This window comes from Methanobrevibacter arboriphilus (assembly GCF_019669925.1).
GTDB classification, from domain to species: domain Archaea; phylum Methanobacteriota; class Methanobacteria; order Methanobacteriales; family Methanobacteriaceae; genus Methanobinarius; species Methanobinarius arboriphilus_A.
In genome coordinates, this window is record NZ_AP019779.1 from 215,767 (window position 1) to 232,290 (window position 16,524).

Sequence of the window (16,524 nt, forward strand, 5' to 3'; positions counted from 1 at the left end):
TTCATTAAATTAATATATTAATTTTTGTTATACTTTATTATAAATAGTAAAATAAAGCACAAAAATTTAAATAAATATAATAATTAAAAGCAGAATTCATTTTTTAATAATATTAATTATTACTCTAAAAATGGATATTTTAGTAGTATTCCTTTTTACGACCTATGAGGTTATAATTTCAAGAATATAATAAGTGATATATCTTATTTAAATTCAACACCATATATAATATTATAAATTGAATTTATTTTAAAAAATAATAAATAAAAGAAAAACAATTATTTTTAAACTTTTATTATTCTTATTTTTCTAAAGCTTTAAATCCTATAGGAACGGTACTATACTTAGTTCCGGCTGCTTTTTTAACTTCTTCAACATCACTAGTTAATCTTGAAACTGGTTTCCATGAAATATTTTCATCTTCACCTACAATAGATACATTGTCAACTAAGCCTTTTTCAAGTAGATACATTAATATTGAAGTTACAGCTCCTCCATCTTGACCTTTAATCTTACTAGATCTTACAGAAACAATATCCAAATAATCTCCTAATGGTTTTTCCTCGAAATCATACCCTAAAATATTTTCACTAAGGAAGGTTCTAGGACAAGCATAATAACAAGCATGACAATCTTCTTTACATTCACCAAATTTTTGAGGTTTTCGATCATCAATTTTAACTATATCTATTGGACAAACATATTCGCAAGCACCACAGAGTACACATGCACCTTCAGATATAACATCAGACTCTAAATTCTCAAATTGACATTCTGAAGATATTTCATCAATTTCATCATCACTAATCTTTCTTCTATAAATAACGGGTCTTGAAACTTCTTCTCTCAAATTAATATTTTCAAGATTTTTCTGTATTTTTTGATTAGCAATTCTTTCAAGTAATTGTTTTCCTTTTTCTGATATTTCTTTAGTTTCAAAATAATTCTCTTTTTCTGCATTTTCAAGGATTTTTTTTCCTTTTTCAGTCCTAATAATTACAGTAGACCACCCTTTAGGAGATCCAAGAGACCCTATGGAAATATCGGATATATCAGAAGTATAATCAAGACAAATGTCACAATTTTTTCTTTTAAAAGAATCAGTTTCAGATAAAGGAACCATAAATATATCATTGTTGTTTAAAATTACTTTAAACTTATTTTCTTCAATCCTAAAACCTTTAACATTGTTGATATCAATTTTTTTATCTATTAAAAATTCTTTTAAATAAGTATATGAAAAGTTTTCCATACAAAATAATCCTATTTTGACATCAATAGATGATCCTCCAGTTTCATCTGAATATTCATTAATTTTAGTAGCAGCTAATATTTGACAAGGAGTTCCAACCATAGCAGTTTTTACATTATTATTCATCATATCACCTTCTCCTCCATAAAAAAAAGAACCCTAATAATATCTTAAGCAAATATATGCTAATTTTAAATATTTAAATATATGATAATTTATAATAATTAAAATTATTCTATTGAGTATATAATTTATACTAAATTTATATAAACACTATATTAAATACTATAATTAATAATATTTAAGTTACGCCCTTATTTAATTAAAGTAAATTACATAATAACATAATTTATTAATAAAAAGATAATTAAATAAAAAATATAGTATTATAATAACATTACTATTAAAATATACTATTTTAAAATATAACTATTAAAATATATTAATATTGAATATATTAATAAATATTATAGTATAATATTATTAAAGTATAGTATTATTAAAAATATATTTCATTGAATTAAATGAACAATATTATACATTCATTATATTAGTTCTAATATAATTTAAATATTTCCTTTTATAATATTCAAATTTGAACATTTTTCAAAATGCTATAAAACAGCAAAATCTATTAATTAAATATAATTTATTAACTAAATAACTATTAATTAATAAGCATTAATTGATAAATATTAATTAAATCTAATTATTCATTAATTTATATTATTTAATATTTTATATTTAATATTTCAATCATAATCAATAATTTAATCCATTTTATAAATTAAACTAATTTTAGAGCTAAATTTAGAGATATTGGAAAACTTTATTAACAATTATAAGAATAAATATATATTGTATTTATAATTAACTGCTAAAAACCTAATTTTTAATATTAGTGATATAAATGGGAAAAAAACCTTCTAATAATATAAAAAAGGAGTTTGAAAACCTTAGGAATAATTTACTTGATTTAACTTTAAGAAATCAATTGTTAAACTATAAACCTAGGTCTAAAACCATTGAAGTAGTTAATCAATCCCCTATGTCTGTTTATCAGACACTTATTTTACAAAAAAAGAAAATGCAGTTTGTTCCAAACAAAAAGGAAAGAAAATCAAGTTCAAAAGATGGTGAAAATAACACAAAAAAATCAAGATTTTCTGCACTTTGGGAACATCCACCTATTGATTTAAGTATTTTTTCTGAAGGAGATAAATCTTTAAAAGCTGATCTCACTCCCAAGGAACTTCAAAAAAGACTTTTTTATATTAATCAGCAAGCTAATACAATGTTTCAAGAACAAGGATACAATATATTGTATTTAGCTATTGGTTTTTTAGAATGGAGAGATACTATAAAGCCTAATGAGGTACATGCAGCTCCATTAATATTAATACCTGTATCAATTGAAAGAAAAAAAGTAGGTAAATCATTTTCTATATATTGGAATGAAGAAGATATACAATCAAACATTTCACTGCAAGCTAAATTAGCTGAAGAAGGAATTGAACTTCCAGAATTTAAAATAACTTCTTATATTGAAGGTGTTGAACACTATTTAAGAGATATTAAAAATGCTGTAACTAAAATGAAAAATTGGAAAGTTACAAAGCATATATCTCTAGGATTTTTTTCTTTTACAAAATTTGTAATGTACAATGATTTAAACCCTGAAAGCTGGGAAGAAAATGTAGATCTGACAAAACATGAGCTTATCGAGTCTATATTTAATCCAAAAAAAAATAATCATGATCAATCATTTAATGAAGAAGATGTTGATAAAGAATTACTTTATAAAGATATGTATCAAGTGCTTGATGCTGATTCATCTCAAATAGCTGTAATAGAAGATGTTAAATCTGGGAGAAATCTTGTTGTTGAAGGACCACCTGGAACTGGTAAATCACAAACTATTGTTAATGTTATAGCTGAGCTTTTAGCATCAGGAAAAAGTGTCCTATTTGTAAGTGAAAAAATGGCTGCATTAGAAGTTGTTAAAAATCGACTTGATAATGTTGGTCTTGGTAAATTTGTTCTTGAGTTACATAGCCATAAAACTAAGAGAAAAAAGCTATTAAAAGAACTTCAAAAGGCATTGAATGTTAGAGCTATTGATGATATTAACATAAACCAAACACTTAGGAAATTAGAAAAATTACGTCATCAATTAGATGAATATGCAGAAATCATTCATCAACCAGTATACAATGTTCAAATGTCTCCATTTGATTTATATGGAATGAAAGAGTATGCTGAAGATCATTTCTCTAAAAAAGGTAAAGGATCAGATGTAAATGAATCAAAAATAAGTACAATTTTACCATTAGTAAGGTTCAAATCCCCAGAAAATTATACTCTTAAAGATTTAGATGATATGATTATAGATCTTGAAAATCTAGCTGAACTTCATGGTACTATATCTAAAAATAATCCTTGGAGTAAGTGTAGTCCAAAAAGTTTACTTCCTTCTGATTTAAGAGAAATTGAAATGCTTATTAATGATACTCTAGATTCATTAACTAATTTTTCTTTTGAATCTGAAAATTTATATGAAAATTTTGGAATTAAAACAGCTAAAACACTAAGAGAATATGAAAGATCTTTAGAATCAATAAAATTATTAGATAATAAAAGTATTAATTTAATTGATAGTAAGATACTTACAAATAAATGTTGGATAGACAATCCAAACAAAGCAAACGAATTAATAGAAAAATTAGAAAATTATCAAATGACTTCAAAAGTTATGAAGAAGTTTAATGATAATGTATTTAGTGAAAATTTAGATAAAACAATAATAAATCTTGAAAAAGAAACAAATAAAAGATTTAAACTTTTCGGAGGAAAGAATCATAAGGAAGAACTAAAATATCTATATAAAAGAGAAGTTCCTAATGATAAAACAGCCCTAAATGATCTAAAAACGCTTAAAGAACATATAAAATTTAAAAAAGAAATAAATGATATGGTTGATATTGGAATCGAATATTTTGGAGAGTTATGGCATTTAGATGCTTCTATAGTTGATTTAAAAGATGCTACAATTTTCATGAGAAAATTCATTCATTTATTAAAAGAAGGAATTTATAATGAAAATACTATAAATTTACTTTCAAATTCTATGTTTGATGTTGATTCAAAAAGTGAAATAAAAAATTATCTTGATTTAGGAGATAAATTTATTAAAAATCTTTCTGATTTAGAGAATAAATTAAATCCAAGAAGTAAATTAATATTTAAAAAAGAAACAAAAGATGTACCATTTATTAAATGGGAAAAACAATTAAATTCATGGAGAGGGCAAATTTCAAGTTTACATCTATGGTCACAATATCTAAATACAAAAAATTCTTGTTTATCTACACCAGCTAAACTATTTGTAAATACTGTTGAAAAAAGAAACATTAAAAAAGATGATGTAAAACCTCTTGTTCTTGGAAATTTTGCAGATAGTTTATTAAACATTGTATTTGCAGAAAATCAATCATTAGCTACTTTCATAGGTGAACTACATCAAAATAAAATTTCTGAGTTTAAAGAATTAGATTCTAAAATAATTGAGATTAATAGGCGAAGAATATTCCAAAAGCTAAATAAAAAAGTTCCAAAAGTTTTTGGAGCTGCAGAAAATCCTGAAGCTAAAACATTAGCTGGTGAATTTACAAGAAAAAGAGGTCATCTTCCTGTAAGAACTCTTCTTGAAAAATCTGGAGGAATTATAAAACAAATAAAACCATGTTTTATGATGAGCCCATTATCAATTGCTCAATATTTAGATCCTACAAATCCTAAATTACAATTTGATGTGGTTATCTTTGATGAGGCAAGCCAGGTAAAGCCTGAAGATGCTCTTGGTGCTTTTATGAGAGCTAAAACAGCGGTTGTTATGGGTGATACTCAACAATTACCTCCTACATCTTTTTTTGACCAAATGACTGGAATAGATGATATTGAAGAAGTAGCTACTGCTCTTGATATGGAAAGTATACTCCACCTATGTAAACTTTCTTTTCCTGTTAAAATGCTAAAATGGCATTATCGAAGTCGTCATGAGTCTTTAATTGCAGTTTCAAACAAGGAATTTTATGATGATGAATTATTAGTATATCCATCACCATCCCATAATACTAAAGAATTAGGACTAAAGTTTAAACATGACTCTAGTACTGTTTATGAAAGAGGTAAATCTTCTGCAAATCCTCTTGAAGCAAGAGCGGTTGTTAAAGAAATTTTTAAACATTTTAATAAATATGGTGATAGGAAAAGTTTAGGTATTGGAACATTTTCTGTAGCACAGATGAATGCTATATTAGAAGAACTAGAAATTGAAAGAAAATTACATCCAGAATTAGAACCATTATTCTCAGATAAAATGAAAGAACGTTTCTTTGTTAAAAATCTTGAAACAATTCAAGGAGATGAAAGAGATGTTATTTTAATTAGTGTAGGTTATGGCTTTGATCAGAACAGAAAAATGTCTCTTAATTTTGGACCATTAAATCAAGATGGTGGAGAAAGAAGACTCAATGTCCTTATAACTCGTGCTAGAGAGAAATGTGTAGTTTTCTCTAATTTTAAAGCTCATGATATGCATTTAACTGTTAATCCTCCTTTCGGTGTAAAAGCTTTAAAAGAATTTCTAGAATATGCTGAAAATATATCTCATGGAAATATTATTACTACATCTAAAAGTGATGAACCTTTTGAAGAGGCAGTTTATACATTTTTAACGAAAAATGGGTATAAAGTTGATAAAAAAATTGGATGTGCTGGTTTTAGGGTTGATTTAGCTATTATTGATGAACATAATCCTGGAAAATATATTGTTGGAATTGAATGTGATGGTAAAATTTACTCATCATCAAAAGTTGCAAGAGACCGTGATCGTCTTAGAGAACAAGTATTAACAGGATTAGGATGGAATTTATATCATCTCTGGTCAACTGACTGGTATAGAAATAGAGATTTAGCTCGTGAAAAATTAATATCAGCAATTGAAAAAATTAAAGCTAAATCTATTATTAATGAATTAGAATCAATGGAAATTAAAAAAATTCCTTCTGAAGAAGACAATCTAACAATTGTAAATCCAATTGAGGATGATGATATTGAAGAGATTTCTCATGAAAATATTTTAAATTATGATAATGATGAAGAAGATATTGAAAATTCTATCGATAATGAAAATATTATCCATTCTATTGACAACAGTGAAACAGATAAAATTGATATAAATAAAACTTCTAATTTAAATGATGAAGATAGAGGCATTATTATAGAAAACACTGATTATGAATCTAATTTTGATTCTAATAAAAATAAAGATTTTGATATCGATAATTTAGATAATGAGAGTAATAAAACAAATAATAACAAGAATATTAATAATAATAAAAATAAGATAAATAAAAATAAAATAAATACTAATGAAATAATTGGTAATGAAACAGATACTAATGAAATAAGTGATAATAAAATAGAAAATGATAAAATAAGTACTAATGAAACAGATAATAATAATAATAATAATAATAATATAAATGATAATATAATAGATACAGATAGAAATAATATTAATAATAACAAAAATGAATCTATTAATGAGAATATAATAAATAAAAAAATTAATCTGGATAAAGCTAATTCTAAAGAGCTTGATTATGATAAAATAAATACTAATTCCTTAGAAAAAATTGAAGAGGAGGAAAAATTAATAAAACCAAAAATTAAATTTAGATCACATTTAATGAATAAAACAGATGATGACATAGGCATTATTGATTATAATAATAAACAAGAAACTAATATAAAATATAACAATGGAAAAAAGACTAATAAAGAGAATACTGATGAAGAAAATACTAATAGAGAAAATACTAATATTGAATATAATAATAAAAAAAATATTAATATAAAAGATATTAATAAAGAACACAATGATAAAAAAAACAATGACAATAATTATATTGAAGATGAACTTGAAAAAGAGATAAAAAAAGCTTTAAGTCAAATATCTGAATATTCTGATGAATCAAAAAATAAGAATGAATATAATAGTACAGAACAGCTTACGTCTGAGAATATTATCATTAGTGAAAATACAGACCTTAAAAATAATATTAATCCTAAGGATTCTATTAATTATAATACTGAAAACGATAATGAAAAAAATATTAAAAATATTGAAGATAACGATATTAAGAACTATACTGAAAATAATTTTAATAATAGTATTAAAAATAGTTTTGAAGATGATTTCGAAGAAAATAGTATTAAAAATAACACTGAATCTGAAAAAGATGATAAAAATATTCATAATGAAACTTATTATAATAATAAAGATATTGAAGAAAGCACTTCAACTACCCCTCCTAGTGATACTAATCGAGAGTCTGAGTCTAAAGATGAAGAATTTCAAGACCTTGATTTTGATGGAATAATGACTTATGAAGGAGCATCTAACATGGATAATCCTCTTAGAAGGAATAGCTTCAATTATAATAGAAACAAAGAAAAAAACTTTGAATCCCAGAATATTAGAGATAGGATGAGATCTGTTTCTCAATCAATAAATGAAATAAAAAATGAAGTTAAATATATAAATAAATCATTAAAAGAAATTGAAAATCCTACAGCTCCAAAAAAAGTTTTTGTAATAGATAGGACTCTTCCAGTGGATGATTATGATGTTAATCATAATTATAATCAAGAGGATTATAAAAGTAATGCTAATGAGGATAATTATGAAAATCATACTAAATATGATATAAACGGCTTAAATTTAAACGAAAGATTAAAGTCTAATGATGATAATGTAAACTCTGAAAATTATTCAAATTATTCAAACTCAAAAGATAATTTAGAAAACATTATTCAAGATTTAAATGAAGATTATATAAAAATTGAAAAAGAAAGAGCCCAAAAAATTAATCAGCTTAAGGAAAAAGATACAACAAAAACTATTAAAAAAGAAGATATTAATGATTTAATAGCTAAATACAAGACAGCTAAAGACATACCTGTCAATAAAGCTGAAGAATTCTATAATTCAACAAATAAAAAATTGTTAGATATTGTTAATAGTGTTGTTATTGTTGAAGGACCTATCCATATAAGTGAATTTACTACTAGAATAAAAGAGAGTTGTAATCTTAAAAGGGCAGGCCCTAAATTTAAAAAACATATTGATAAATCAATATCATTAGCTGAAAAAGAAAATGCAATTTTGATTATAGATGATTTCTTATTCCCAAGTGACTGGACAAAAACGATAGTTAGAAAAAGAGTAAATCCAAATATTGATCTGATATCAAAGGATGAAATTGAAGAAAATATAAAGATTGTATTAGATTTCATAAGTCCTATTAATCAAAAAGAATTAATAAAAAGAGTTTCTAGGAATTTTGGATTTAAATCAACTTCTAAAAAGACATCTAATAAAATAAGTGGAGTTATAGATTATATGTTTTCTAAACAAATAATAAATAACAATAATGGAGAAATTGAATCTATAATTAAAAATAAATAAAAAGAAAGTTCATTCTTAAAAGAAATTTTATTCTAATGTTTTTTTAATCATATTGATGTTAGTTTCAATAAGCTTATCTAATGAACATTCAATAAGTATACTCCAAACTCTTATAATTCCCCGAAATATAGTGAAAATATAGATAGATAACTCTTCTATATCAGTATCTTTTTTAATTTCTTTATTTTCTATAGCTTCTTTAATCAATTCATTAAATAAATTAATTATATCTTTGCTACTATCATCATATAATTTTCTAAATTCAGGATGTTGATGATAAATACCTAATTGCATTAAATAATACTCTTCAATATCAATATCATTTTCATAAAGTATTTCAATTGCATTTTGATTATTTTTAATGCTATATTTTGTAAAATAATAAAATATAAACTCTAATTTTTCATAAAATGATCTTTCCTCCGAATATAAATCATTTTTAAAGTTTTCAACCTCATTAAACACATATTTTTTAAGAATATAATCTAAAATGTCATTTTTATCCTTAAAATGATAATAAATTGCTCCAGTGGTTACATCTGCTTCTTCTTGTATTTGTTTTATTGATACATTGTCAAAACCATATTTTAATGATAATAAAAAAGCCGCTTGTGCTATTTTATCCTTATTTTTCATATTAAACCCCCATTAGAGAAGTATGTTAAGTGAATACTATCTATAATATAAATAGTATATTATCCTATTAATATTTTTTGATGTTTTTTAGGCTAATAATTATGTGAAGCTATTAATTAATATATTATTATCATTAACTTAACAATAGAATTTTATAGATTTTTTAAAGCATGAAAATTTTATATAATTCAATATTTTAATCAGTAATTTAAATTATATAATTTGAAATAATAAAAAATATAACCTAAAAATAAAAAAATAAGAAAATATAATATAATCTGAAATGTATAGGTTAAAATGTATTATCTAAAATGTATAACTTAATTATATAATTAAAAATATGTACTAATAAGAATTTTTATTACTATATAACTAAGAAAAATTAAAAAATTAGTAAATTGTATAAAATCATAAATATAATTTATAATAAAATAAATAAAATATATATTAAAATAATATAACACATAATAAAATAAATAAATTCTATCATAAATTAAATAAAATATATAATAATATTTATATAAAAAATATAAATATAAATAATATGTATATAAATATAAATAGGATGTAGTAAAACATAATAAAAAATATTTAAATAAAAAATTGAGTTTTATATTAATAAAAATTATAAAAGTAATACTTATTAAAATATTCTATTTTTGTTTTCTATTTCATTAAAAAATGTTCATTATAATAATATATTCATTAAAAGTATTATTGATGCATTTCAAGTGTAAAAAATCTAAATTTTAAAAATTTTTATAAAATTGTAAAACATAATGAATTTAGATGTTTACATATACATTGACATATAAATTTATAGGTATTTTGAACTATTACAAAAACATTATCTTTTTATTTCGTTAAACTACAGTTTAACGAACTGAATATTTTATGAATTTTAAAATTCTATGAAACAAAACAAAAGAAAAAAAATAAGATTTAATAATTTTTTAAATATTAATAATAAGAAATATTAATAATAAAAAATATTAATAATAAGAAAAATTTTTATAAAGTTATAATTTCTAATTTTTATAAATTTACAAGCTTTATAAATTTTCAACTTTTATAACATTTTAATTTTTATAATTATTTAATTTTATACAATAAAATGTAATAAAAAAGAAAATAAAATATATAATAAAAAACATATATAATTCTAATTAAAATATATTTTATTAATATTTTTATAAATATAATAGCTGTATAATAAATAAAAATATTATATGGTCTAAAGAGGGAATATTTATGGATATAAATAAGCTGTTAGGAAAAACAAAAAAAATACAAGAAGATCTTGATGTTAAAATTGATTATGAAATCCAAAACACCGTGGAAGCAAGTAATCAAAAAATAGCTATATTTAAGAGAATACCTAATGAAAATTTCTTTTATCCATACAATAAAACTGCAATAAAATATTGTATAGATACTGTTAGTTCTAATATTAGTAAACTAGATGAAAATGTTAATTATCGGTTACTTGAAAGTCAAGAAAAACATGATATATTGAACCAATATAATCTATTATTAAACCTATTCAATGATATTAAAATCAAAAAAAATGGTAAAATTAAAATAACACAAGATATAATGATTTTTGATTATTCTAATGGTAATTTAATTCCTTTAAATAAAAATTCCTCTATTAATTTCTTAAATATCTATCAATTAATCTCTAATACTCCTAAAATTAACAAAAACTTATGGGAAAAGTTAAAAATTAAATTATAATTATCTGTAATAATTTTTAATAATTTTTTATAAGATAATAAAAAATAATAGAAAAGTAATAAAAATAAGAAGCATGTTATGTAATAAAAATATAATATATAGTAATAATAAAAAAATAATATCAAATAATAAAATTTACCTTAATAGTAATAACTAACTTAATGTTCTTAATTTTTAATATTTTTTTTCAAAATTTTTAATAAAATTAAACCAAAAAGTAATACTTATTAAATAATACTATTTATATTATTAGTAATAATTAAAAAATCAATAAAATACTGTTATTGAAAAAAAGTATTAAAAATATTAAAAATAGTAATAAATAAAACTAAAATTTTTTATTTAAAAAAAAAAAGTATTAAGTTTTATCTAAAAAGTATTAATTTATATATAAATCTTTATAATAAAATAAATAATAAAAAAATAAACTAAATAATAATTTTATAATAAAACATAGATAAAAATTATTAAATAAATCTTTTAAAGTTTAAATTTGTCTAAATTTGTTTTAAATCGATAAACGATGTTGTAAAAGTAATAAAAATAATTAAAAAATAAATATAATTCATTAAAATAAATTTAAACTATTTAATCAGGGTTTAAAGATTATTCAATATATTTAAACTTAATTTCAAGTAAAACAATTAAAACAAATCCTAAAATTATTAAAACAGCACAGATTAATAGTTCAAAAAGAGAACCTCCAATATTAGCTGTTATTTGATTAAATGGAATTCTAAGTGTTCCAACCATAACTCCAATTAAAAGTGCGAGAGTTATCTCTTCATGGTGCTGTAATAAATAATCTAATATCTTTGAAAACCCTAAGATTCCTATCAATGCACCAGCACAAAATGTAATAATCTCAACAATATTAAATGTATTTAAAGCGTTTAACATATAGTGATATTGATCTAAAAGTAAAAGGATGAAAGCTCCTGAAATACCTGGAAGTATCATAGCACATATAGCTATCATACCTGAAAAAAATAATATAGGTAAAGAATGATTAGCTGCTATTGGATTTAATCCAACAAATATAAATGATAGCAGGAATCCTATTACAGAAATAATGATTATTTTAGGTGAAAAATGTACCACTTGTGTGTACAAAACATAAGAAGAAGCAAGAATTAAGCCTAAAAAGAATGCAAATGTAAATGCAGGATAATAATCTAATAAAAATCCAATTACCTTTGACAATGTTAACATAGCAATAGCTATACCAAGTAAAAGAGGTATAAATAACTTATAATCAACTTCTTCTTTGAAGAGTCGTATGAACTCTGAAAAATCTAATTTTAAAAGAGGTTTTATAAAAGAAAACCTCAATTTTCCAATTGCATGAACAAGTCTTTCATATATTCCTGTAATTAATGCTATAGTTCCACCAGAAACCCCAGGAATAATATCAGCTGATCCCATGAATAATCCACGGAGAAATATAAGTAAAGGTTCTAAAATTTTGCTTGATACCATAATAACATCCTTAATTATAAATAAAATTAAAAATAATAATTAAAAATTAATATAATTTTTATACATTCCTTACTAAATTATTTAATAATTTAATATAAACCAAAAATTAATATATAGTTAATATATATTAAATATCTTGATAATAATCATATTAATGAAAAATATTATAACATTCTAATTAAAATCTATTTTATTATTCTAATAAGAATTTATATATATTTTTAGTATTTATAATTATTTATTTCAATCTTAATACTGATTCAAGAACTATACGAAAAAATAAGAAAAAAAAGAAAAGAATAAGAAAATATAGAATATAAAAATATGGAATATAATATATAAAAAATATGAAAAATAAATATATAAAAAATAAATATATAAAAATATGAAAATAAAAAATGTTAAATATGAAAAATATTGAATATATGCTATTTTCCACAATTTTCTTTAACTAATTCTTTAGCTAAAGGAGTTATATTATCTTTTAAAATTTCTTTTAAGAAATCTCCAGTATAAGTCCCCGATTTAGCTATTTCTTCAGGAGTTCCAGTTGCTACAATTTCACCGCCACCATCCCCTCCTTCTGGACCTAAATCAATAATATGGTCAGCAGTTTTAATTACATCAAGGTTATGCTCAATAACAACAACTGAATTGCCAGAATCAGTTAATCTTCCAAGAACATCAAGTAATTTTTTAATATCTGCAAAATGAAGACCAGTAGTTGGTTCATCAAGAATATACAACGTTTTTCCAGTACTTTGTTTAGATAGTTCTTTTGCAAGTTTAATTCTTTGAGCTTCACCACCAGATAAAGTTGTAGCTGCTTGTCCAATTTTTATATATCCCAAACCAACATCATATAAAGTTTGAAGTTTCTTTTTTATTTTAGGAATGTTTTCAAAGAATTCAAGAGCTTCTTCTACTGTCATTTCAAGGACTTCATAGATATTCTTACCTTTATATCGTATATCAAGAGTTTCATCATTATATCTCTTTCCTTTACAAACTTCACAAGGAACATATACATCTGCTAAAAAATGCATTTCAATTTGAATAATTCCATCACCAGAACAAGCTTCACAACGACCACCTTTAACATTAAAACTAAACCTTCCAGGTTTATATCCTCTAGCTTTAGCCTCAGGAGTTTCTGCAAATAGTTCTCTTATATAAGTAAAAAGTCCAGTATAAGTTGCAGGATTAGATCTAGGAGTTCTTCCAATAGGTGTTTGATCAATGATAATTATTTTATCAATGTTCTCAGCACCATCAATACTATCATATTTTCCAGCGAAAGTCTGTTTCCGATTAACAATACCATTTAACCCTTTATAAAGAACTTGATTTATCATAGAACTTTTACCAGAACCAGAAACACCAGTAACACAAGTAAATAATCCTAAAGGAATATCAACATCTAAATTTTTAAGATTATTTTCTTTAGCACCTTTTATTGAAATAAATTTACCATTTCCTATTCTTCTAGTACTATTAATTGGAATTATCTCTTTTCTAGATAAATATTTACCAGTGATAGAATCTGGAGAATCCATTATCTCACTTGGAGTACCTTGAGCAACGATTTTACCACCATGTTCTCCAGCACCAGGACCTATATCTACAACATGATCTGCAGAGAGAATTGTTTCTTCATCGTGCTCGACTACAACTAAAGTATTACCAATACTTTTAAGCCTTTTTAATGTTTCAATTAGCTTAACATTATCTCTTTGATGAAGGCCAATACTTGGTTCATCTAAAATATACAATACTCCAACTAAACCAGATCCAATTTGGGTTGCTAATCTAATTCTTTGAGCTTCACCACCAGATAAAGTTCCAGAAGATCTTTCCATAGTTATATAATCAAGCCCAACATCAACTAAAAATTTTAATCGTTCTTTAATCTCTTTTAAAACTTCTTTAGCAATAAATAATTCTCTTTCTGTAAGTTCAATACTATTGAAAAAATCATAACAATCTTTAATAGGCATTGATACAACATCATGAATTGACTTATCAGCAACTGTTACTGATAAAGCTTCAGGACGAAGCCTTTTTCCATCACAAACATGACAATTATGATCACTCATAAATTTAGAAATATAAGAACGAGAATAATTAGATTTAGTTTCTAAATAATGTCTTTCCATTCTATTAATTACACCCTCAAATTTCCTATTCACCCTATATGACTTGTTTCTACGTTTAAAATTGAAACCAATCTTTTCATTGGTTCCATAAAGAATGGCATTTTGTTCTTCTTTTTTCAAATCTTTAAAAGGAGTATCCATTGAAAATCCTAAATGTTCAGCTACTGCAGATAGCATTTGATGATAATAATTATCCTTATTACCTTTTGATCTACTCCATGGAACAACAGCTCCTTCATTTAAAGAAAGTTTTGGATTTGAAACTATTAAATCAGGATCCATTTCCATTTTACTTCCAATACCCTTACATTCTGGACATGCTCCTTGAGGACTATTAAAAGAGAACATTCTTGGAGTTATCTCCTCAAAGTTTATTCCACAATCAACACACGCAAAGTGTTCAGAATATACTTTTTCATATTCCTTATTTTCAGAATTTACTTCTTTATCAAAAAGTATATTTACAATACCTTCACCAAATTCAATAGCAGTTTCTATAGAATCAGCTAATCTCCTTTGAAATTCAATATCTTCCCTAATTACAAGTCTATCAACTACTACTTCAATTGTATGCTTGGTATTTTTGTTTAATTTAATATCATCTTCAAGATTTTTTATATTTCCATCGACTCTGACTCTTACAAATCCTTTATTTCTAAGGTTTTCAAAAACTTTTTTATGTTCTCCTTTTCTACCTTTAATAATAGGTCCTAGAACTTGAATTTTAACTTTTGGGCTGTCATATCCCTCTTCAGTAATATTTTCGACAATTTGTCCTACAGTTTGTGGAGAAATTTCTTTTCCACATTTATAACAGTGCGGAGTCCCTATTCTTGCATATAAAAGACGTAAATAATCATATATCTCAGTGATTGTCCCAACTGTAGAACGAGGATTCATCTTTGTAGTTTTTTGGTCTATTGATATAGCAGGAGATAAACCTTCAATATAATCAATTTCAGGCTTTTTCATTTGCCCTAAAAATTGTCTTGCATATGCAGACAATGATTCAACATATCTACGCTGTCCTTCAGCATAAATAGTATCAAAAGCAAGAGATGACTTTCCAGAACCACTTAAACCAGTGATAACTACAAATTTATCACGAGGAATAGTTATATCTAAATTTTGAAGATTGTGCTCTCTTGCACCTTTTAAAATAATCTCTCGTTTATTTGGATCTTTATTCATAATAGTTCTCCTTAATTCCTATTAACATTCTCCTATTGAATCTTAATAATCTTAAATATAATAATAAATAATTCAGTGATATTTCTAAATATATGATCTATAATATTCTAATATTATATAATTCAATAATATTCCTCAATATTAATTAATTCTAAATATTAAATACTAAATAATTTTAAATATTTTATCTATAAAATCATGAACTTTATTAAATTTTAAAAATCATAATAGTAGATATTAGTGAAAATATATTTTTAATCCAATCTAATATCAAGTATAATACCTTATATTGACTATTACATTGATAATTTAATTAAAAAGTCTTTTAAAAAAAATAAACTATATTCACTTAAATGTATATAGATTATATAAATAATATACATAAGTGGAATTAATATTATATGTTACAAACAATATAAAGTTTTCTATTAATAGTTTATAATATATAAAATATAGACTCTCTGATTTTTATAATACTTTATGTTTATTTATTTCAATCTAATTAATTTATGTTAATTTATATTAATTTACATTAATTT

The 16,524-nt window shown here is 23.2% G+C and carries 6 protein-coding genes; 2 read left to right on the forward strand and 4 right to left on the reverse strand.

Annotated features, from left to right (window positions below; translation table 11 throughout):
- Nucleotides 1-301 precede the first annotated feature (301 nt).
- Complete coding sequence (locus tag MarbSA_RS00985; RefSeq protein WP_221061654.1) at nt 302-1,381, reverse strand: Coenzyme F420 hydrogenase/dehydrogenase, beta subunit C-terminal domain; 1,080 nt, start codon at nt 1,379-1,381, stop codon at nt 302-304.
- A 781-nt stretch (nt 1,382-2,162) separates the two neighbouring features.
- Between MarbSA_RS00985 and MarbSA_RS00990 the strand changes: the two genes are divergently transcribed.
- Nucleotides 2,163-8,786 carry a DUF3320 domain-containing protein gene (locus MarbSA_RS00990; protein ID WP_221061655.1) on the forward strand — a complete coding sequence of 2,208 codons (6,624 nt, stop codon included), beginning with the start codon at nt 2,163-2,165 and terminating at the stop codon, nt 8,784-8,786.
- A 27-nt stretch (nt 8,787-8,813) separates the two neighbouring features.
- Here the strand turns inward: MarbSA_RS00990 and MarbSA_RS00995 are convergent, their stop codons facing one another.
- Complete coding sequence (locus MarbSA_RS00995) at nt 8,814-9,422, reverse strand: TetR/AcrR family transcriptional regulator (RefSeq protein ID WP_042703919.1); 609 nt, start codon at nt 9,420-9,422, stop codon at nt 8,814-8,816.
- A gap of 1,251 nt (nt 9,423-10,673) precedes the next feature.
- On the opposite strand from MarbSA_RS00995, the gene MarbSA_RS01000 reads away from it, so the two are divergent.
- Nucleotides 10,674-11,159, forward strand: coding sequence for a hypothetical protein (locus MarbSA_RS01000; protein ID WP_054835967.1), 486 nt, complete (start codon nt 10,674-10,676; stop codon nt 11,157-11,159).
- A gap of 606 nt (nt 11,160-11,765) precedes the next feature.
- On the opposite strand, the gene MarbSA_RS01005 is transcribed toward MarbSA_RS01000, so the two are convergent.
- A complete protein-coding gene (locus MarbSA_RS01005; RefSeq protein WP_221062036.1) occupies nt 11,766-12,584 on the reverse strand; it encodes a DUF368 domain-containing protein in 819 nt (272 codons plus the stop codon).
- A 482-nt stretch (nt 12,585-13,066) separates the two neighbouring features.
- The gene (gene uvrA, locus MarbSA_RS01010; protein WP_221061656.1) at nt 13,067-15,985 is read right to left on the reverse strand and encodes an excinuclease ABC subunit UvrA; all 2,919 of its coding nucleotides are present in this window, start codon (nt 15,983-15,985) and stop codon (nt 13,067-13,069) included.
- Nucleotides 15,986-16,524: the final 539 nt, after the last annotated feature.

Coding starts and splice junctions, on each gene's coding strand:
- MarbSA_RS00985 (WP_221061654.1), bottom strand. CDS start 1,381: ATGATGAATAATAATGTAAAAACTGCTATGGTTGGAACTCCTTGTCAA.
- MarbSA_RS00990 (WP_221061655.1), top strand. CDS start 2,163: ATGGGAAAAAAACCTTCTAATAATATAAAAAAGGAGTTTGAAAACCTT.
- MarbSA_RS00995 (WP_042703919.1), bottom strand. CDS start 9,422: ATGAAAAATAAGGATAAAATAGCACAAGCGGCTTTTTTATTATCATTA.
- MarbSA_RS01000 (WP_054835967.1), top strand. CDS start 10,674: ATGGATATAAATAAGCTGTTAGGAAAAACAAAAAAAATACAAGAAGAT.
- MarbSA_RS01005 (WP_221062036.1), bottom strand. CDS start 12,584: ATGGGATCAGCTGATATTATTCCTGGGGTTTCTGGTGGAACTATAGCA.
- uvrA (WP_221061656.1), bottom strand. CDS start 15,985: ATGAATAAAGATCCAAATAAACGAGAGATTATTTTAAAAGGTGCAAGA.